We start from the raw sequence: 19,130 nt of genomic DNA, 5'->3' as shown, positions 1-19,130 counted from the left end.
ACTCCCCGTGCGTTACGAATCGTTCCGTGTTCCGTTGCGTCCTCTTTATCATTCTCTGCGTCGTTTTCCTGCGAATTTGGGGATGCAATCCATGTGCCGACTTGGCACGCCGATTGCTTTCGCAATAGCCAGACAAACACTGGAGCAGGATTCACTCGAATTTTGCCTGACCGACCTGCGACGCTGGGAAAACGACGATTGGATCCCCAGCCCGCCTGACAACCTGAACGAAGTTGAATCCATGAATCACGCAATCAACGCAAACCGACCTGCACCGGTCACTCGAACTGCGTTTGCCCGCCGCGCTTGGTTTGTACTGAAAGCTTGGCTCCAAGACCCACTCAACGTAGCCACGATTTGTCCCAGTTCGCCGTTTCTGACGGAGCACTTGGCGGACCGAGACTGCGTTCGACAAGCCCAGCGAATCGTGGAACTCGGCCCCGGTGCCGGTGGAACCAGCGAGGCGTTGCTCGATAACATGCGGCACGACGCAGAACTACTGGTTGTTGAAAAAACAGCCGCCTTTTCAGAAGCACTTCATTCGATCTACGATCCGCGACTGAAAGTGGCGATCGCTGATGCGTGCGACCTTGTCGACCTTGTCGTCAAGCACAACATCGGACACGCTGATGTCGTGATCTCGGGGATTCCTTTCAGCAGCATTCCAAGTCCAGTCGCGAAGCGAATTACCCAGTCCATTTATGAAGTGTTGCGTCCCGGCGGTGTCTTTATTGCGTACCAACTTCGTTCGGATGTGAAAGATTATGCTCGACCGCTCTTCGGTCCGGCGGAAACGGAATCCATTCCCATCAACTTGCCTCCGCTGACCGCGTTCGTGTGGACGAAGGTTTGCGGACTACCTCAAGGAGACGATCATGGCAACGACAACAACGGATCACAGCACCATCAGGACTTGGATCGAAGAGCGTGGCGGAGTGCCTGCGACGGTTGAATCAACCAGTGAAACCCCAGACGGCGTCGGAGTGTTGCGCGTCGATTTCCCTCATGGTGAACGCAACGACAATCTTTCGACCGTCGCCTGGGAAGACTTCTTCGCCAAATTCGACGAGGCGAACTTAGCGTTCCTGCATGATGAAAAGACAGCCGATGGGGAACTGAGCCGGTTCTGCAAATTCGTAAGTCGCTAATATGAGTATCGCTTACGTTGCAACAATCGTTTTGTTGGCGGGACTGCTATTTCTCGTCTTCGGCACGCTATTGAACCTCAGCAGCAACCCGCATTGGTTTGTACGCGGTTGGGATTTCCCTCGCGTGCAGATCGTTGTGATTGGTTGGCTATTGGCAATCGCGTATTGGCTCATCCGCCATTTCGGGGGAAGCGACGATGTGCTTCCGGCTTGGCCGTTCTTTTCCATCGCGACTGGACTAACGCTTTGGCACGGCTTTCGAATCATGCCTTACACCCCGCTGATGCCGAAGCAGTCCGCTGATACGCCAAGCGAATTGATGGCCGATCACCGTGAGGATGATTCGACGATTCGCATGGTGATGACAAATGTCGAAATGGAGAACGATCAGTACGACCGTTGGATGGAAACGATTGATGAGGTTTCACCCGACGTTGTCCTGATCGTTGAGGTGGATGAGAACTGGACCAAAGCGATTTCGGAACTGATCGATCGTTATCCCCACCGGATCGTTAAGCCACAAGACAATTGGTACGGCATCGCATTGCTATCCCGCATGCCCATTGAGAGTTTTGAGGTTTTGCATCTAGTCCAGGACGATATCCCATCGATCGATGCGAAAATTCGCATGGACGACGATACGCTGATTCGCTTTGTCGGTGTCCATCCTCGGCCACCCGAACCGATACGCGACAACGATGCGACCGCTCGAGATGCGGAATTAACTCTGTGGGGTGAAGAACTCGCCGACGACAAGGGTCCGGTGATCATCGGCGGCGATCTCAACGACGTGGCGTGGTCACAAACGACGCGATTGTTCCTGCGTGTCAGCGAGATGCTCGACCCACGTCGTGGACGGGGTTTCTTTAACTCTTTTCATGCCGGTCGATGGTACATGCGTTTTCCACTGGACCACATCTTCCACTCGACACACTTCACGGTCAGCAGAATCGAGCGACTTCAGTTTGTCGGATCCGATCATTTCCCGATTATGATTGATCTTTGCTACGCTCCTGAAAAGCGTCAGGAAAACAAGGTTCTTGAAAAGAAATCTTCGGATGATCAAGAGAGCGAAACCCGAGTGGATCGGGCGGCCCGAGAACAAGCCTTCGACGGTGAAGCGGTTCGCAACGGAGCAGGCAAGAAGGGAGCTCCCATTCGCCATTGATCGGCTGCCAGAACTGGTATTAGCGAATTGCCAGAAAAGAGCGTCCTCTGTTTTGACGGAAGCGACAAGAGAGTTCTTCCGGGACAAGCATGAGGACGCTTTCGCATTCAGCTCGCACGACCTTATTGCCTGAACGAACGATAAACGGATGAAGATCCACGTCGGGATGCGATGCGAGCGATTCCAACGACCGCTCCCGAAACGGCTCCCCAAAGCAACGCGTCACGCCATGCAACTTCATGAGATGCTGGATTCTTTGGCGGTTCACTATCCATCGTGGTACGCCACCCCGCCTGCAACGCGTTCCGTGCCAGGAACGTCGCTCCCAGAGCGACGGCAAATGCGACTAGGTTTTCGGTTGGCTCGATCCCTGCGTTTCGTCCATTGGGTTCATCTGAAACGTACTCGTTCGCCTTTTCCTTAATCGCTTCCAACATCGGTTTCTCCGCTAAGTGTCAAAAAACGGCAAGGGACTTCCTTGCCAACACCAGCTTCGATCGCAAAAAGCAGGCCGCTTTCAAATTCACCCGCTTAAAACTCCTGTCAGTCGATCAGGACGGCCAAGCCGGATCGTTAACGGCCAGCCTGACTGCTAATCCACCAACCTCAAAACGCTAATTTGCTAGCGGATTCAACCGACGGTCAAGACAATACTAGGCCAACGATTCGCGTACTCGATCGACCAAACCGTTATCCTTGTCACCGCTTCCGGGAAGCAGGTACGCAGCACTAGCTAAGTACGCATTACGGAAGTTCGGTGACACCGCATAGAAGTCTTCCAGGGCGGCCGAGCTGAATTTGTAGTCATGCGAGTCGTTCCCTTTCAAGAACACCAGACGCCGAGCAGCGTTAATCAACGGCTCAGGTTGATTGCCGGCATCCAGAAAGGATTGCATGCCCGCCGCGGCCTGTTTGCGATTCGATGAAACCATCTCGTACAGCGTATCAACATCCGGTTGTGATTCTTCCGAATGAGGTTCTGATGCAGCATCGATCCGGAACGATCCCAACTTCCCTCTCGATCGCATGGAGTCTCGGAAGTAGGGAATGAAGGCTGCGTTTTGCAGCAACAACTCGCGACGTGTTTGATCGCGATAAGTCGTTCGATATGCATACTGCATCGCGTTGGTCGTCGTTGCGGAATGCAGGGCAACAATCCCCGGTTGCTGCCCCAGCATTTCACCCGCCGACAAAAACAGAGCGTCGCTAATGGATTGCGGACCAATCCCATCATTGATCAACTGCGTCGTCGCCTTGACCGCTTCAACCGGACTTGCCGTACGCAGGGTATCCAGCAGCGATAGCGTGGCCCCTGGATCAACGCGTCCTTGCATCCAGTCATCATCGAAGTCATCGACCTTTTCTCGGGTCACAGCCCAAGCTGCATCCGGTGACAAATTGCTTTCGGACGGATTGGGTTCGCCGTGGTGATTTAAGATCGCGTAGGCCAGCGAACGGAGCACTGGTTCGGCGTACCGCCATCCAATGCACTGCAGTGTTCGATATGAATTAGCCACGTAGATCGCCTTGTGTCCAATGCTGCGAAAATCGCGACAACCATAGTGAGCGAGAAGATCGAACACACGTGTCGCACTGGCCGATCGGCACAAAGCGGTAACTGCGACATCTGCCGCTTCCACGTCCCAGCTATCCATGGCGTTTCGAAACGCCTTTTCCGCAAGATGCGATGGCGGAAGTTGGGACTCGTCCAATGCCGACATCGTCCAATCGTTCTCTCGCACATCACGAGCTTGAGCGGACTTGAAGTAATCCAACGCCCAGAAAATCGGCAGCCAACGATCGGTATCTGGGGCGGCTAAACTGGCCAGGTGAGCCGAATTGACGACCAACACGGCATGGAACTTAAACCCAACGCTTGGACGAGGCTCCACGTTTCGGACTCCAGCCAACAGCAACGCGGCCAAGACTTCCCGATAGCTCGTTCCGGAGCGAATTTTATCCGCAAAGGTCGCAACGATCTTGCCGCGAGGCGTGTCCTCGAGCAATCGCACGAGCGGCTCAATGTCCGGCGAAAACTGAACTGCATCGGCAGGTAACCGCGATTCAGCGGCCGATACGACAGGCAACTTATGTAGGAAGCCAAACTCGTTCAGCGACACCGTGATTCCAGCCGCACTGGCCGCTTTCAAAAACGTGCGTCGTTGCGGCGTGTTGTTTCTTGGGCTCATCGAATTGCACCTCCAATAATGCGATAACCTTCATTGTACGACCTCCACGCCAAGCACTGCACCAACAAGATTCAATCCGTCTCAATTTTCTTACGAGCATAGTTCGAACTTGTTTCCCTACTCCTGTAAGCGGAACGCGACCGATGCAATGCAGGCTCGGGTCGATACGCCAATCGCCCTGCTTTGCCCGACAAGGGGCCGCTAGATGGAACGACCTAACTTAGCTGTCTTGCGATTAGCCGCATCACATTGGGTTGCATTACGGCGGTCAGATGAGTCGCCCAAATATCAAAAACTTCAATAGACGGCAAATGTTCGAGAGACACTTTGCGAACGCACTCGTCGATTTTGGACCAAATGACGGTTCGCCGCACCGATTCACCCAGATCAAGATTCAGATCGGCCATTCGTGGGTCAGCGAGAATACGCAGTTCGGGTACCGAGCCGAACGTCGACCAATGCAACGCAGAGGTAATCGCTCCTAATCGCAACCCAGGTGTGACGGAGACCACCGACTCGACGCAGTGATCCGGTGTGTTCGCAATTGCTTGTCGCGAAACCCAATCACCAAAACTGTGCGATACGATTCCGACTCGATCATTAGGCCCCTCGGGCTTAATCAGTTGCCCCAACTGCCGAACACTTCGGTCAGTATCCCGCATCACAACTCGGTCTTCAAAAACGTCAACACGGCGATGATGTTGCGACAGCATCCTCTGCAGCGGCCAAAACACGCATCTCGGTTCGAGCAACCCCGAAACCAGGACGACTCGACTGACAGCACTGGAAGAAGGAATAGTCAAAACCGCTCACTCGATTAGTCGACTCGAATTTGTCCGGGTTCTCGACCGACTGTTAAGCCGACCGTGTTTGGCTCATCGGCGATTGAGAGGGACAGAGGTGAGATGGACAGAGGCATCCTACCCGGCTGTGAACTGGACGCTTCCTCAATCGCCGATCGACGACCGATTTTGGTGAACGCAAACGCTGGCCACCGAAAGGCTAGCAGCTTCGCCCCGAACTCGTAACTGCCGTATCAACAGTTCTTGGCACAGAACTTGCTCGATGGACTACTCAATCTTGTGTCTCAGGCTCCGACCGGCACGGGCTCGCCGTGAGCACGACTTGCTTCACGCGTCGCGTGTCTTAACACGCTACGAAGTTCAATACACCGCGACAAGAAGTCGAAAAAACCCCATACCAGATGAACTGGAAACTAGACGATGCTGAAAGATCTACCGGTCGACGCGTACCACTACACCCAACTTTCCAAGTTGCTTTGGAAACACGGCCGGCATGACTTGGCCAGTCAACTCGGCTGGACCAAACCTGACCAAGTGGACGACGACGGCGGATCTGCCGACGAACTCGCTCGCGATATCGAAAAGCTGGGCACCGCATACATCAAGCTCGCCCAAATCGCCAGCACTCGGCAAGACCTCTTGCCGCCCAAATACGTTGAATCGCTCGCCAGGTTGCAAGACGATGTTGAGCCGGTCGCGTGGGCTGAAATTGAGGCCACCATCGTTGACGGACTTGGCGCAAAACCTTCCCACCTTTTTCGTTCAATCGATCAAGTTCCCTTCGCGACCGCATCGATCGGACAAGTTCACCGGGCCATCCTGAAAGACGGACGCGAAGTCGTCGTGAAGGTGCAGCGTCCTGGAATCGCTAGCGAAGCGAAAGAGCAACTCGCTAGCCTCAAGCGGTTGGCGGCCATGGTCGACGACAACTCTGAAATAGGAAAACAATTTCGCTTCCGCACTCTCGTCGGCGCCGTCGAATACGCACTGTCGAACGAGTTGGACTACCGGTTGGAAGCCAATCACCTGCAGCATCTGGGCGAGAATCTTTCCGCTTTCGAAAACATTCGCGTTCCGCAACCCATTCCGCAAATGGTCTGCAGCGACGTGCTGGTGATGGAATACCTCGCCGGCACGCCGTTGAAAGACGTTAGCGGCGTCGTGCTCAATGAGCTCGATACCCAAACGATCGCAAGCGATATCGTGCGAGCTTATCTGCAGCAAATTTTGGTCGACGGCTTATTCCACGCGGACCCACATCCAGGCAATCTGCTCCTGCACGAGAACAATCGTATTGGTTTACTGGACGGCGGAATGGTCGTCACCTTGCCACCAATGCTTCGCCGCGAAGTCGCCTCATTGCTGTTAGCGTTTAGCGAAGGTGAAGGCGAGCGAGCGGCGACGATTGCTTCCCGAATTGGACAAACCGAAGAAGGCTTCGATTCCAAAGCGTTCCGAACGGGTGCTGCTCGCGTGGTTGCCGGCGAGATTTCAGGCGACTTTAATTCCCTGTCGCTGGGCCGAACGCTTGTCGAGTTCTTGAACGTCGCCGGTTCGCACGGGCTCGTGTTGCCATTCGAGCTGATCTTGCTCTCCAAAGCTTTCCTGCAACTGGAAACAACGCTTCAACAACTCAACCCGGACCAAGACGCCAAAGCCATCATCCGCAGTTACACGTTCGAGCTGCTGGGTGATCGCGCGAAAGAGCAACTTAGCCTAGGCCAAATCGCGGCCGCCGCTCTGGATTCCGCCGAGCTAGCATCCAACTTGCCGAGTCGCTTCAACGAGATCACACGATTGGTATCCGAAAACCAACTTCGAGTGAAAGTGGACGCAATCGATGAGACCGCCTTGCTCGCCGGGATGCGAAAAATTGCCAACCGAATCACATCCGGACTGATCGTCGCATCCATGATCGTGGGGGCTTCCCTGATCATGCGAATCGACGGCGGTTCCAAGCTGTTTGGCTACCCATTGTTGGCAACGACCTTCTTCCTACTATCCGCCGCGATCGGACTCGTGCTGTTGTATCAAGCGATGGTTTCCGACGAGCACTAAAGCACGCCCCATAGGTCGCCGTGGATTATACCCGGGACTCAACGTGTTTCCCGTCTTGCCGCATTCCGTACAAAATGGTGGCGGCTTGCAACAGTGCCCAGACGATCAACACGCTCCACCAGTGCGTCACTGCCGACTCGTCCGTCGGTGAAAACCACCATCCCCATCCCACCGCGATCACGCCGGGTACCGCTGTCGCGATCAGCAAGATAAACGTGCGGCCGATTCCTTTCGCAGCGGCGCCTAACAGCAAACTGGCAACATCAGCCAGGCAATACAACGCGGCGTATCGAAGCAGAGTCGTCGCTAAAGGTTCAATCTGCGAACGCGCCTCCAGCTCCAGACCCCCCAGCGAAATTTGCAGAAGCGGTCCAGGAAACACAACCATCACGACGGCAAGCGATACGGCAACCACGACGCCGATAACTGCGCTGCGTCGCATCACCTCGTTGGCAAGCGGTGTCCCACCGCTCGACAGACCTTGACCCACCACGACCGTAACCGCCGTGGCGAGTCCAATCGCGGGGATGGACAGCAATTGATACAAGCTCAACGCGGCGGACGTTGCCGCTAACCCTGTCACCGATGCGGAACCGATCACAAGCAATACGAAACTGAACAAGCTTGACCGCACTAGTTGCTGCAGTCCCAGAGCGGAACCTGGAATCACAATCTCGGCAATCAACTTCCGACTCGGTCGCCAAACCGCTAGCCGGTGACGCCCGAAGGATTTTAACCGCACCAGCAAGAAGACGAACACGGCAACCTTAAACCACATCGAAAACGCCGTCGCCAATGCCGCACCGAACACCCCCAGTGCAGGGATCCCCAGCCCACCAAAAATCAGCCAGAAGTCCAGCCCGACGTTCAAGACCGCCGACGCGATATTGCTACGCAGGATCGGTGTGGTCACTCGGCGGCCGACGAAGAATGCCGTTAACCCCGCCTCCAGCATGGACGCGGGTGCTACCAACAACAGCGTCTGAAAATAGCGAGATTCCTGTCTCGCCAAATCGGGCTCGTGGCCGAATGCTTCAAACAATTGTGGACTGAACCAGCCGATCAAAGCAAATACCGGCACGCTAGCGATCGTCAACCAAACACACTGCCACAACAGCGACCACACCCGTCCGAATGTTGCCCCCCGCTTGCGACGTTCGCCCATCGCTAAGGCCACCAGCGGAGTGATGAATCCCATCGTCGTCACGGGAATGCAGGCAACGGCCCAGTACAAGTTTCCAGCGGAGACGGACGCCGCTGATGACGACGGTCCGTACCACATTAACAACGTGCGGTCGGTAAATAGCGTGATCGCAAAGCAGCCAACGGTCGCTGCCAGTGGCACCGCAACAGCCAGCAAAGCCCGATAGCCGAACTGATTCCGTTTGGTCGTCGTGAGTTTTCGATCCATCAATCAGTCAGCATAGACACGGTAACCGCCGCAGCGGACTGGGTGCGTAATTCAACGACGCCTTATCAACGTCACGATCGAACGAAGCCACTATGCAAACCGGCTTAAAAATTGCAGGTGAATCGCAAGTCGCGTGTTTGTTCAAACGTGTAACACGAACATGGTCGGCACGTTTGAGCATTTGCGATTTCCATGCCATCGACGAACTTCGGCGTCACTCACCTGCCTGCAAGCAGAACGATAAGGAACCAACACGATGTCCGCTAGCACACCAACGGTCCAACCCACATCACCCCTCGCCCACGTAGGTCACGTGATCCGAGAAACTTTCAATCTGCTACAAGACTCGATCAACGAAGCCGATGAAATTACGCGAGAAGCGGGAATTGTGATCGGTGAAACGGAACCAGGATCAATGGTACCCGTAGCACCCCGCAAGCCGCGTTAGTGGTCTCTAGGCCACACCAGCCCAACCCTTTGGCACGCACGTTGCTTTTGTCCGCACCAACGGATTGAAACAACGGATAAGCAAACAGACGGATCGCTTCTACATTCAAGGTCGTACTCTTAAACGACCTCGCACAAGGGTACGGATCATGAAGATTGGGATTATCGGCCACCTCAAGTTTCCGATCGCCAAGCCATTTTCGGGAGGCTTGGAAACATTCACGCATAGTTATGTCGAAGCGTTGGTTAAGCGTGGCCACGATGTAACGCTCTTCGCTTCAGGCGACTCCGACCGCTCTCTTCCTTTGACGCCGGTTGTTAAGCGAGCGACCATCCCTGACTCGCAACGTCGACTGGGTCGCGTGCACAATGAATGGATCGAAAGCACGGAAGACGAAGCGTACGACACACTGATGGCAAAGCTCGCCGGCAGCAACTACAACGTCATTCACAACCACTCGCTCAGCCCGATTCCATTGCGTTTCGCCAAGCTGTTGTCAGTTCCCATGGTCACGACGCTGCATGCACCCGTCTTGCCGCGGATGGAAGCGGAAATCAAACCCAACGTGGACTGCGGCTTGTTCGTCAACATCTCCAACGCCAACGCCGAGCAATGGAGCCGCGTGTTGCCCAACCAGTCCGTCATTCACAACGGAGTCGACACCGACTTCTGGCGAGGATGCAAGTCGACCAAACAACATCGCGCCGTGTGGTTCGGTCGCATCCTTGCGGACAAGGGAACTCACTTCGCAATCCAAGCCGCTCAACAGGCGGGTCTACCGATCGATATCGTTGGTCCAATTTCAGACCAAAACTATTTCGATAACGAAGTGGCACCACGCTTAGGGTCCCAAGACAGCTACCTCGGCCATAAGACCCACGACGAACTGTGCGGCATCATCAGCCGTTCGTCTGTTGCGTTGGTTACACCTTGTTGGGATGAACCCTTCGGACTTGTCGTGGCGGAAGCCCTTGCTTGTGGCACACCCGTCGCTGGATTCAAACGAGGTGCGTTACCCGAGATTGTTATTCCATCGGTTGGTCGCTTAGCAACCCCGGGCGATACCGCGGACCTAGCTCGAGCGGTACGGCAATGCCTCGGTTTGAACGGCGAAGTTTGCCGTCGTGTCGCCCAAGAGAACTTCAGTTTCGACCGGATGGTGTCGCAGTATGAGGACGTCTACGCACGTCTCGCGACGAGGTTGGCCGCGTGAACCAGCCCTGCATAGGATTTTACGTCCATTATCACGGCATGGGACACAAACAGCGGGCCGAATGCATTTTGCAACATTTAGCGATGCCCGCGACGGTGGTTACCAGCAAGCTGGATCGCATGCCGTGGACGGGCCCGACGCTTAAGGATGTTGTTTCGATTGCATGCGACAACGACGACTTGAGTGATCTTGGTCTGCAACACAAGACAGACTCTCCAGGACTGCACTTCGCGCCACTTTGGTCCGACAACATTACGAACCGAGTCGCACAGTATTCCGCTTGGCTGAACTCCGCTAAACCCGATGTGGTCATGGTCGACGTGTCCGCTGAAATTGCAATGTTGACCCGATTGGCATCGATACCAACCGTCGTCATGCGTCAGCACGGTGATCGTAACGACAACGCCCATGCGATCGCTTACCGAGCCGCCCATTCGCTGCTTGCGCCGTTCCCTGAGATCATGGAAGACGACATTACCCCCGACTGGGTACGGGACAAGACCGTATATCTCGACGGGTTTTGCAAAGAAGGCAATTCGTCTGATGACACCCCGATGCACTTCGATCGCCCAACCATTGTGGTGATGTTCGGCCGCGGCGGGAATGACTCCAAGACATCTGATTTGTGTGATGCTGCCAACTCGCTTCCCGACCACGATTGGATTGTGGTTGGCAAAGAGACACCGGCGGACCAGCAACTTCCGTGTAACTTGAAGTTCACCGGATGGATCGACAACCCGGCTTCCTACCTGAAAGGCGCTGACTTAGTCGTCACGGCGGCAGGACATAACAGCGTGATGGAAGTGGGTCGTTCAGGATGTCGCTTCATCGCGATTGCTCAAGACCGTCCCTTTCAGGAACAGATTCGAAAAACGCACATTCTGGAGCGTGAGGGATTAGCGGTGGGCATCGCGTCCTGGCCTGTCGCCGATCAGTGGCCGGACTTAGTCGCCCGCGCCAAACGACTCGATTCAACGAAATGGGAATCCGTTTTCATGAACGACGGTGCGATCCAGGCGGCGAATCATCTTACTCAAGTCGCGTTGTGGTCTTGCCAACAACGATCTTCCTCCAACCGGGTCTCTCTATGAACGTTAGCGTACTCACGATTGTCCGAGGCCGCCGAACGCATCTCCATAATCAGCTCGAAGGGCTTCTGCAGTCGACCGTGATTCCGAAACAATGGATTATTGTCGGCATGAACGAAGACGTCTCGATCGAGTCGCCATCCGGCGCAGGCTTATCGATCAAGACTGCTCGAGTCGATGGTGTTGGCAACCAACTTCCGCTCGCCGAAGCTAGGAATCTCGCGGCATCCATGTGCGACACCGAAGCAATGGTGTTCTTGGATGTGGATTGCATTCCGGCGCCGACCATGATCAAAAACTTCCAATCCGCATTGCGAGTCAGCGATGGTTTGTGGATGGGGAACGCTCGGTACTTACCCGAAGGTGCCGCTTGCTCAGGCTGGGACATGCAGGACCTGGAAAAAGTTGCCGTCAAGCATCCACTCCAGCCCGAATTAGGTCGAGGCGAATTGTTGCTATCAGATCGCTATGAGCTGTTTTGGTCTCTGTGCTTTGCGATGACGAAGTCAAGTTTCGAAGCGGCTGGCGGGTTCGACAATTCGTTCGACGGCTACGGTGGCGAAGACACTGATTTCGCGTTCGCGGTCAAAAGAGCCGGTATCCCATTTGGCTTCGTCGGCGCAACCGCCTATCACCAATACCACGCCGTTTGCAAACCGCCGCTGAATCACTTTGACGCAATCGTTCGCAACGCGGTTCGCTTTCATCAAAAATGGGATATTTGGCCAATGGCCTCCTGGCTCAACGCGTTCGATGAGCTCGAACTTGTTCGTTTCGCGCCCGAAGCGAACGAGCTCGTCATCCTCAAAAAACCGACTCACGAAATGGTGGAAGCCGCCAAAACCTTGACGCCTGCTGGTTTCTAAAATCGCTGGTATAACGGGCGATCATATCACTGGCATGGATCGATTTTATGCTGCCAATGCGTCATTCAAATCGTTCGCTATGAAATGCGCATAGTTGGCCGATTGTATCTCGTTACGCTTAGGGCTAGTGAATCGCAACCGGCCCTATTCGCGAGAAGACACCTTCTTACGGCGCGGCGGACTTAGCAAGAAATGATTTCATGCCAAAGACACTCGATCAGCGTCCGGTCATATGCATGGCGACCTTATGTGCCTTGTATGTGGCACAGGGAATGCCTGACGGGTTTGTCCGCACGGGGCTCAAGACCTACCTAATCGACGAGGGTGTCTCGACTGAATCGGTCGGCCAAATGGTTGCCCTCGTCAGTTGGCCTTGGGCGTTGAAATGGGTTTGGGGCCCTGTGATCGATCGCTTCGGACACCACCGAATGGGGCGGCGAAGACCTTGGATCCTGGCGGCTCAAACCGGTATCGGTATCACCCTTGGAGCGATGCTTTTTATTCCGGACTTGTCCGAGAGTCTCCGCCTGTTGAGCGTGATGATCTTGTTGGCGAACATCTTTGCATCGATCCAAGACGTATCAGTCGATGCGATGGCGATTGATCAACTGCCCGAAGAAAAACGCGGAATGGCGAACGGGTTGATGTACGGATCTGCCTACTTTGGCAGCTACATCGGTGCATTCCTATTAGGAAGCTTGCTGCTATCCAGCGGTATCGCCGCCGCAGTCTCCGTCCAACTTCTCTTGCTCTTTTTGATCGCGCTGTTCCCGTTCTTCTTTCGCGAAAAACAATCCGATGCGATGCTCGCGGTCAGGTTTGCGAACCGCGAATCGAGTTCGGGTGCCAACTCTTCGACTAAACAATTGGTGGCCAAGCTCGTCAAAGGCTTTTCCGTTCGATCATCTTGGCTGGCCGGCGTGCTCGCCCTGACCTCCTTAGTGGCCGTCAATGCTTATTTAATCGTGTGGCCGGTCTACCTCAGCGAACAACTGGGATGGACGAGCGCAGAATACTTAGGCCTCGAAGGCGGCCTCTCGGTCTGGTTCGGTCTGGGCGGTGCGGTAATCGGCGGAGCAATCGCGTCGAAAATTGGAACTCGACGATCGGTCTGCGTTGCGATCATACTGGTGGCAGCGATTTGGTTTGCACATGCCGCGATGGTGACAAGCTGGACATCACGGTCATGGGTTACCGTGCTGTTCCTTGCCTCGACCGCCTTCACCGGATTCCTTCAGGTGTCGATGTTTTCGATGTTCATGGGAATCGCTTGGCCACCGATCGCCGCGACCCAGTTCACCGCCTACATGGCGATGCTGAACTTGTCTAACGGGATCGGCGCACGAATAGCCGGTACGTTGGAATCATCGTTTTCGATGCAAAGCCTGTTCTGGTGCTTTGGCGTCTACCAACTACTGGGACTGTTGATCTTGTACTTCATCGATCCCACCCAAACACGCCGCGTGCTAGCAGAAGCAAGCAGTTAGCAATGTTGGTTCGAACCACAACACTCGCCGTTCGCAGCGATTTGGAGTAATCCGAAATTGCGATACTGCGACCTAAACCAACAGATACCGTGACCTAAATTAGCAATTGTGCAGTCGATTGAATTAGGCCTGGCGACTTCATCAACGCTTCGATGTCATCGGGGTAGTGAGGCACATCCGCCGTCAAGTTTTCTAGCCCGTTGTCGGTGACCACGACGGTATCTTCGACACGGAAGTACAAGCGATCTTCCGGCACCCACAATTGGGGATCGAGAGCGAAGACCAAACCGGGAACGATTTCTTTGTCATCGTCCTGGTAACCCGATTCATCATGGACGGCCATACCAACTGCGTGCGTTAGCGATCGACTAGTAGCCAACAACTTCGCTGCCGCATCCGCAAAGGAAGGGCGAGACCATTGGGTGCGACTCACCGTTCCCCCCATCACGTCGGCTGCCTTGTCGCGAACCTCTTTAGGAGTCATCCCCGGCTTCGTTATGTCAAACACCACAAAGTGATAGTCAACGACCAAGCTGTAGAGCTCCCGTTGCCACGGCAAGTATGTTCCGCTGACCGGCCACATTCGGCCAATATCGTTCGTGTAATTGCACACGTCCGGTGCGTAATCGAACAACACCAAATCACCATCGGCGAGCACGCTGCTATTACGGTAATAGTGGAGGTTCCAAATATTCTCACCACTGGCAACGATCGGACGATATCCGCCGCCCGCCGCCCCGTTCACCAGATAAACGTAGTCCGCCACCGCGGCTAGCTGGGATTCCAGCACACCCGCTTGGGTTGAACGCATCGCTTCCGCTGTCGCCAATGCAGCAAGCTTCCCCGTCCGCCGCATCACGTTGACTTCTTCACCGCTCTTAAACGATCGCAATCGTTTGATGATCGGCGAAAAATCTTTCAACTCCGCGACATTACAACGACTCTTGATCAGATCAGCAAAGCGTGACTCACCGGTGGTCGTCTCTAGCCACGGATCGTTGGCGTTTCGCTTGACCATCGCCTTGATCGAATCCTGGCACACCTGACGACCTTCGGCACCCTGCTGGCAGGCATAGACCACTGGCTTTTGACGGAGGTCTGACTGCAATGCTTCCAAAGGTTTGACATGATCCACGCCCGTGATTTCGATAGCGACTTCCGCATCATCACAATTCAGTTCCGCACCTTCCTGCTCAGCAACATGCGGATCGCTGTGACCGAGATACAGCGTCGTTGTCGAGGACGAACCGTCGATGACCAAGTACGCGTTTGGGACTTCGACACCACAAAGATAAAAGAAGTCGTTGTGCTGACGAAAACGATCCATCGCACGGCTAGCCGATCCGCCCTGAACCACCGCCACCGCGTCTCCGATCGCATCAGAAACTCGGTCGCGTCGTTGGCGGAATTCACCCACCGAAAAACAGGTTTGGAAAGGAGGTCGTTCGTTCATATTCATATCAGAAATCGTGGACTATCGAAGACAAGCGGGCAGGAAGGTTGCATCAATGTTGTCGAAACAACTGAGCTTCGAGAATCGTTCTAACGATGCGGGTATGCCAACCGCCGTGAACAGCGGGTGACCGGTCGCTGGGAAAGGACCGCCATGATTCATCGCCGGCGAAACAGCCACTCCGGTCGGCATCTTGTTGTGCATGATTCGGCCGGCAACTTTCCGCAAAACCTTGGTCAGCGAAGCCATCGCGGGATCATCGACTTGCCCATACACCGTCGCGGTCAAGCTTCCATGAACACATTGGGCAATGCGAATCATCTCGCGATCGTCTTCGCAAACAACCACCAAACAAGCCGGTCCGAATGCTTCGGTTTGAAGTGCGTCCGCGTTTGCAAGGAACGAACTTGAATCGACCGTCATCAGCGTGTTGGCATACGCTACCGCTGGACCCTCTACTTCGGTGCCACCAGTTACCAGTTTTGCACCTGCGTCAACAAGTTGTTGCACACTAGCCTTGAGCGACTTCAAAACCGATTCGTTCAACAACGTTGCCGGCGGCTTGGATTCAAACGTTTCCTTCATCGAGTCCATGAACTCGTCCGTTCGAGCTCCCTTGGGAACCATGATCAGGTTTGGGCAGGTGCAAAACTGGCCGCCACCGATCAGACAACTGCCCGCGGTTTCTTCACTCAGCTTCGCATTGCTATCCAACGCACTCTGCAATAGGAACACTGGATTGACACTGGACATCTCCAAGTAAATCGGTTTACCGACCTTGTCCGCCGCTGCCTTCAACGCCAAACCACCTTGTCGGCTTCCTGTGAAAGCGATTGCTGCGATTCGCGGATCGGCCACCATCTTCAAACCGTCACTGGGTTCAATGTCGTACAACATCTGCACGATACCATCGGGCATCCCGGTCCGTTTGGCTGCCTCAAGCACCTGCTCAGCCAGCAGCCGCGAGGTGCCTGGCTGGGAAGGGTGTGCTTTGGCAATGACCGGGTTACCTGCCGCAATAGCCGCGACAAAATCGCCGCCGGCGATCGCATTGAACGCGAGCGGAAAATTGTTAGGCCCGAAGATCAGAACCGGACCAATTGGAGTCAAGCAAGAATGGATATTCTTGTCATGATCGTGGACGGGCTTTCGCCAACCGTGATCCTTCGCGGCGGCAGCAGCTTGACGCAATTGATCAACTGTTCGTGGCATTTCCACGTCCAACAATCGTGGGCGTAAGGGCAAACCGGTCTCCAGGCTCGCCATCTCGCAAATGCTGTCTGCGTTCGCTTCCAAGTTGTTTGCGTACGCTTCCAAAAAACTCGCCAAATCGGCCGGCGATACGTCTTCCAAAGCAATCGCTGCTGCGTGAGCCGCGTCCATCGCCAATTCGCAATCATCCCACTGGCTCTTAGGGTAGTCAGCTTCAATGGTGGCGCGGCTAGCTGGATCGATCGCTTGAATCGAAGCGGACGAGTTCGCAGCCTGCCAGGTGCCGTTGATTAAAATCGAATGCATCAAATAGTCATAAAGGTTTGAGTTTAGAAACGGCTGGGTGAATAGGGTTCTGGGTTCAGGTGAGCAGTTTGCCCGGTGATCATCTCAGCAATCAGCCGCCCCGTCGCGGGCGCGAGACTAAGCCCGAGCATGTTGTGACCGGTGGCCAGAAAGGCGTTGCCGAGATCACCAGCCTTGCCGATGATGGGCAAACTGTCCCAGGTCATGGGGCGCCATCCGTACCATTTCGATTCGGCCTGCCCGTCTACCGAAGCAACGAGGTACGGACGGGCCGAGTCGCGAAGTTGCTGAATCCGGCGATCCGAAATCGACCGGTCGTATCCAGCGAACTCCATCATCGAACCCAAACGCAAGCCGGTATCGAACGGGGAAACACCAACTTTGTGTTCAGGAAAAAGAATGGGGTGCTGTGGTGCGTTTTCAGGTCGTCCGAGCGTCACCGAATACCCCTTGCCGGGTTGAACCGGAATCGAGCACTGCAATTGTGATTCCCACTTGGCTGCCCAGGCACCAAACGCAAATACGAAGTGTTCGCTTTCAAATTCGCCCTGCGAGGTTTCCAACGCTACCACGCGGCCACCTTCCTTGCGAATCGACTTCAGTTCGCACTGTTCGACAAATCGGACGCCGCGAGAACGTAAACTTGACGCCCAAGCTTGATTCAGCTTATCCGGGCGGACCGATGTATCACCTGGATAAAGAAACGCACCCGCCAAACCGGGCTTCAGTCCCGAATCAAATTCAGGCAACGCGTCGCCGTCAATCCGCTTAGCCGAGATCCCAAAGTGTTCGGTTACCAGCGAATCGGTCGAAGCAAACTTATCCATCCCACGTTGGGTCTGCATTACGTACAACAGACCGTCTTCTTTCCACTCGCAATCAAGCTGAAACTCTTCAATCAGCTTGTGGTATTCAGCCATGCTGGATTCCAAGATCGCTTGCAACGGCTTACCCGCAGCCAGCATCTGTCGGTGGGTGCATCGCTTGGCAAACTGGGCCATCCACTTCCAAAGGGCTGGGTTCCAATGCGGTTTCACACGAAAGGGTGAACTCGGATTCAGCATCGAACGCAACGCAACACCGAAGGCACCGGGTTCCGTTAACGGCAAAGCATGACTTGGGCAAATGTAGCCACAATTCGCCAGCGAGCACGCACCAGCCACGCTACCTTGATCAATCACCGTAACATCGAGTCCGGCTTGTTCCAGGTAATGCGCACAGCCAATTCCAATGACGCCCGCACCGACGATTGTGACTGAATCACGCGTTGCCGACATGGTCTTGCCTTTCAGGTTGTGTCCCGATTCCAAATCCGAGCGGATCTCCTGGCTGGCCGATCAAGTGCGCCTCACCGCACACGAACGCTCTGCCGGTGATGCGGACGATGACCGAAGGACGGTCGGTGGCCGACGATTCGCAAGGTTGATAGGTCGCCCGGAAAACTCCGCCCGTCACACTTCGCTGCACCCACAGCGTGTCCGGTGCGAGCTCGTCATCAGCGGCTAAACAGGCAACCTTTGCGCTGGTTCCCGTGCCACAGGGCGACCGGTCATAAATGCCACCAGGACATAACACAAAGTTCGTACTGTTCGGCATGTGGCCAGACGAAAGATCGCCGACGGACTGATCCTCTGCCGCATCGACAGAGAACTCAACGTGGTCAATTTTAGCGCCGTCAACTCCGGTAATCCCCTGGTCAACCATCGACGTCGAGATCTTCCGCGACAAAGTTGTTAGTTCATCCAAGTTCTCGCGTTCGAGCGGCAACGGCGATCCGTGGATTAGGAAAAACCAGTTTCCGCCCCAGGCGATGTCACCGCAAAACGTCCCCACACCTTCAACATCAACGCTAACCGCTTTGCGATATCGATAGCTGGGAACGTTCTCGATTGTGACTTCGTTTGGACCAATCACGTCGACAACCACCACACCGACCGGCGTCTCAATCCGCTGAATCCCCAGTCCAATGCGGCCCAAGTAGTGCAGCGTTACGGCCGCGCCAATCATCCCGTGGCCACACATCCCCAAGTAGCCGACATTGTTAAAAAAGATAACGCCAGCTTTGCACGATGGGTCATTGGGCTCGCACAACAAAGCACCCACCATCGCGTCCCACCCACGAGGCTCGTTGACAGCGAAGGCTCGAAAGGCATCAGCTTCCTGACGAAATGTCGCCAGTCGTTCGTTCAACGGACCATCACCTAAGTCGGGACCGCCTTCGACGACTACTCGAGTTGGCTCACCTTCGGTGTGCGAATCAATTACGCGCATCGCTTGATA

At 54.9% G+C, this 19,130-nt stretch carries 17 protein-coding genes; 9 read left to right on the top strand and 8 right to left on the bottom strand.

What is annotated here, in order from left to right:
- Positions 1–82 precede the first annotated feature (82 nt).
- From ACR3ZL_RS13920 to ACR3ZL_RS13910, 3 genes are read left to right on the top strand one after another with little or no spacing between them, the layout of a single operon-like run.
- Entirely contained in the window at positions 83–952 is an 870-nt protein-coding gene (locus ACR3ZL_RS13920; protein ID WP_473652526.1) for a class I SAM-dependent methyltransferase, read from the top strand.
- Positions 936–1,148 (top strand): hypothetical protein, encoded by a 213-nt coding sequence (locus ACR3ZL_RS13915; RefSeq protein WP_473652527.1) that lies wholly within the window; start codon positions 936–938, stop codon positions 1,146–1,148. Before ACR3ZL_RS13920 ends, ACR3ZL_RS13915 begins: the two co-directional genes overlap by 17 nt.
- A gap of 1 nt (position 1,149) precedes the next feature.
- Positions 1,150–2,316 carry an endonuclease/exonuclease/phosphatase family protein gene (locus ACR3ZL_RS13910; protein WP_473652528.1) on the top strand — a complete coding sequence of 389 codons (1,167 nt, stop codon included), beginning with the start codon at positions 1,150–1,152 and terminating at the stop codon, positions 2,314–2,316.
- Positions 2,317–2,438: 122 nt separating this feature from the next.
- Here the strand turns inward: ACR3ZL_RS13910 and ACR3ZL_RS13905 are convergent, their stop codons facing one another.
- From ACR3ZL_RS13905 to ACR3ZL_RS13895, 3 genes are all read right to left on the bottom strand, one after another.
- Complete coding sequence (locus tag ACR3ZL_RS13905; protein WP_473652530.1) at positions 2,439–2,753, bottom strand: DUF4235 domain-containing protein; 315 nt, start codon at positions 2,751–2,753, stop codon at positions 2,439–2,441.
- A 216-nt stretch (positions 2,754–2,969) separates the two neighbouring features.
- On the bottom strand, positions 2,970–4,505 hold the full coding sequence (locus ACR3ZL_RS13900; RefSeq protein ID WP_473652532.1) for a hypothetical protein: 1,536 nt from the start codon (positions 4,503–4,505) through the stop codon (positions 2,970–2,972).
- Between the two features lie 215 nt (positions 4,506–4,720).
- On the bottom strand, positions 4,721–5,308 hold the full coding sequence (locus ACR3ZL_RS13895) for a lipase family protein (RefSeq protein WP_473652533.1): 588 nt from the start codon (positions 5,306–5,308) through the stop codon (positions 4,721–4,723).
- Positions 5,309–5,728: 420 nt separating this feature from the next.
- On the opposite strand from ACR3ZL_RS13895, the gene ACR3ZL_RS13890 reads away from it, so the two are divergent.
- The gene (locus tag ACR3ZL_RS13890) at positions 5,729–7,366 is read left to right on the top strand and encodes an ABC1 kinase family protein (protein WP_473652534.1); all 1,638 of its coding nucleotides are present in this window, start codon (positions 5,729–5,731) and stop codon (positions 7,364–7,366) included.
- Positions 7,367–7,391: 25 nt separating this feature from the next.
- Here ACR3ZL_RS13890 and ACR3ZL_RS13885 read toward each other — a convergent pair whose 3' ends face one another.
- Positions 7,392–8,777 (bottom strand): MATE family efflux transporter, encoded by a 1,386-nt coding sequence (locus ACR3ZL_RS13885; protein ID WP_473652535.1) that lies wholly within the window; start codon positions 8,775–8,777, stop codon positions 7,392–7,394.
- A gap of 256 nt (positions 8,778–9,033) precedes the next feature.
- Between ACR3ZL_RS13885 and ACR3ZL_RS13880 the strand changes: the two genes are divergently transcribed.
- The 5 genes from ACR3ZL_RS13880 to ACR3ZL_RS13860 all read left to right on the top strand — a co-directional run bounded on the left by ACR3ZL_RS13880 (position 9,034) and on the right by ACR3ZL_RS13860 (position 13,879).
- Positions 9,034–9,225, top strand: a complete 192-nt coding sequence (locus ACR3ZL_RS13880) for a hypothetical protein (RefSeq protein ID WP_473652536.1) — start codon at positions 9,034–9,036, stop codon at positions 9,223–9,225.
- A gap of 148 nt (positions 9,226–9,373) precedes the next feature.
- Positions 9,374–10,438 (top strand): glycosyltransferase family 4 protein, encoded by a 1,065-nt coding sequence (locus ACR3ZL_RS13875; protein WP_473652537.1) that lies wholly within the window; start codon positions 9,374–9,376, stop codon positions 10,436–10,438.
- A 38-nt stretch (positions 10,439–10,476) separates the two neighbouring features.
- The gene (locus tag ACR3ZL_RS13870; protein WP_486172702.1) at positions 10,477–11,529 is read left to right on the top strand and encodes a glycosyltransferase; all 1,053 of its coding nucleotides are present in this window, start codon (positions 10,477–10,479) and stop codon (positions 11,527–11,529) included.
- The gene (locus ACR3ZL_RS13865; RefSeq protein ID WP_486172701.1) at positions 11,526–12,392 is read left to right on the top strand and encodes a glycosyltransferase family 2 protein; all 867 of its coding nucleotides are present in this window, start codon (positions 11,526–11,528) and stop codon (positions 12,390–12,392) included. The genes ACR3ZL_RS13870 and ACR3ZL_RS13865 overlap by 4 nt, the downstream gene beginning before the upstream one ends.
- 200 nt (positions 12,393–12,592) lie before the next feature.
- On the top strand, positions 12,593–13,879 hold the full coding sequence (locus ACR3ZL_RS13860; RefSeq protein ID WP_473652540.1) for an MFS transporter: 1,287 nt from the start codon (positions 12,593–12,595) through the stop codon (positions 13,877–13,879).
- A 94-nt stretch (positions 13,880–13,973) separates the two neighbouring features.
- Here ACR3ZL_RS13860 and ACR3ZL_RS13855 read toward each other — a convergent pair whose 3' ends face one another.
- Genes ACR3ZL_RS13855 through ACR3ZL_RS13840 form a run of 4 tightly spaced genes read right to left on the bottom strand, consistent with a single transcriptional unit; the run spans position 13,974 to position 19,121 of the window.
- The gene (locus ACR3ZL_RS13855; RefSeq protein WP_473652541.1) at positions 13,974–15,332 is read right to left on the bottom strand and encodes an aminopeptidase P N-terminal domain-containing protein; all 1,359 of its coding nucleotides are present in this window, start codon (positions 15,330–15,332) and stop codon (positions 13,974–13,976) included.
- A gap of 21 nt (positions 15,333–15,353) precedes the next feature.
- A complete protein-coding gene (locus ACR3ZL_RS13850) occupies positions 15,354–16,850 on the bottom strand; it encodes an aldehyde dehydrogenase (NADP(+)) (protein ID WP_473652542.1) in 1,497 nt (498 codons plus the stop codon).
- Between the two features lie 23 nt (positions 16,851–16,873).
- The gene (locus ACR3ZL_RS13845; RefSeq protein ID WP_473652543.1) at positions 16,874–18,127 is read right to left on the bottom strand and encodes an NAD(P)/FAD-dependent oxidoreductase; all 1,254 of its coding nucleotides are present in this window, start codon (positions 18,125–18,127) and stop codon (positions 16,874–16,876) included.
- A complete protein-coding gene (locus ACR3ZL_RS13840; RefSeq protein WP_473652544.1) occupies positions 18,111–19,121 on the bottom strand; it encodes a proline racemase family protein in 1,011 nt (336 codons plus the stop codon). The genes ACR3ZL_RS13845 and ACR3ZL_RS13840 overlap by 17 nt, the downstream gene beginning before the upstream one ends.
- Positions 19,122–19,130 lie beyond the last annotated feature (9 nt).

This window comes from Rhodopirellula sp. J20-39 (genome assembly GCF_057365095.1).
Note: the sequence above shows the minus strand (reverse complement) of the source record. Positions and strands in the feature narration are given on the sequence as shown.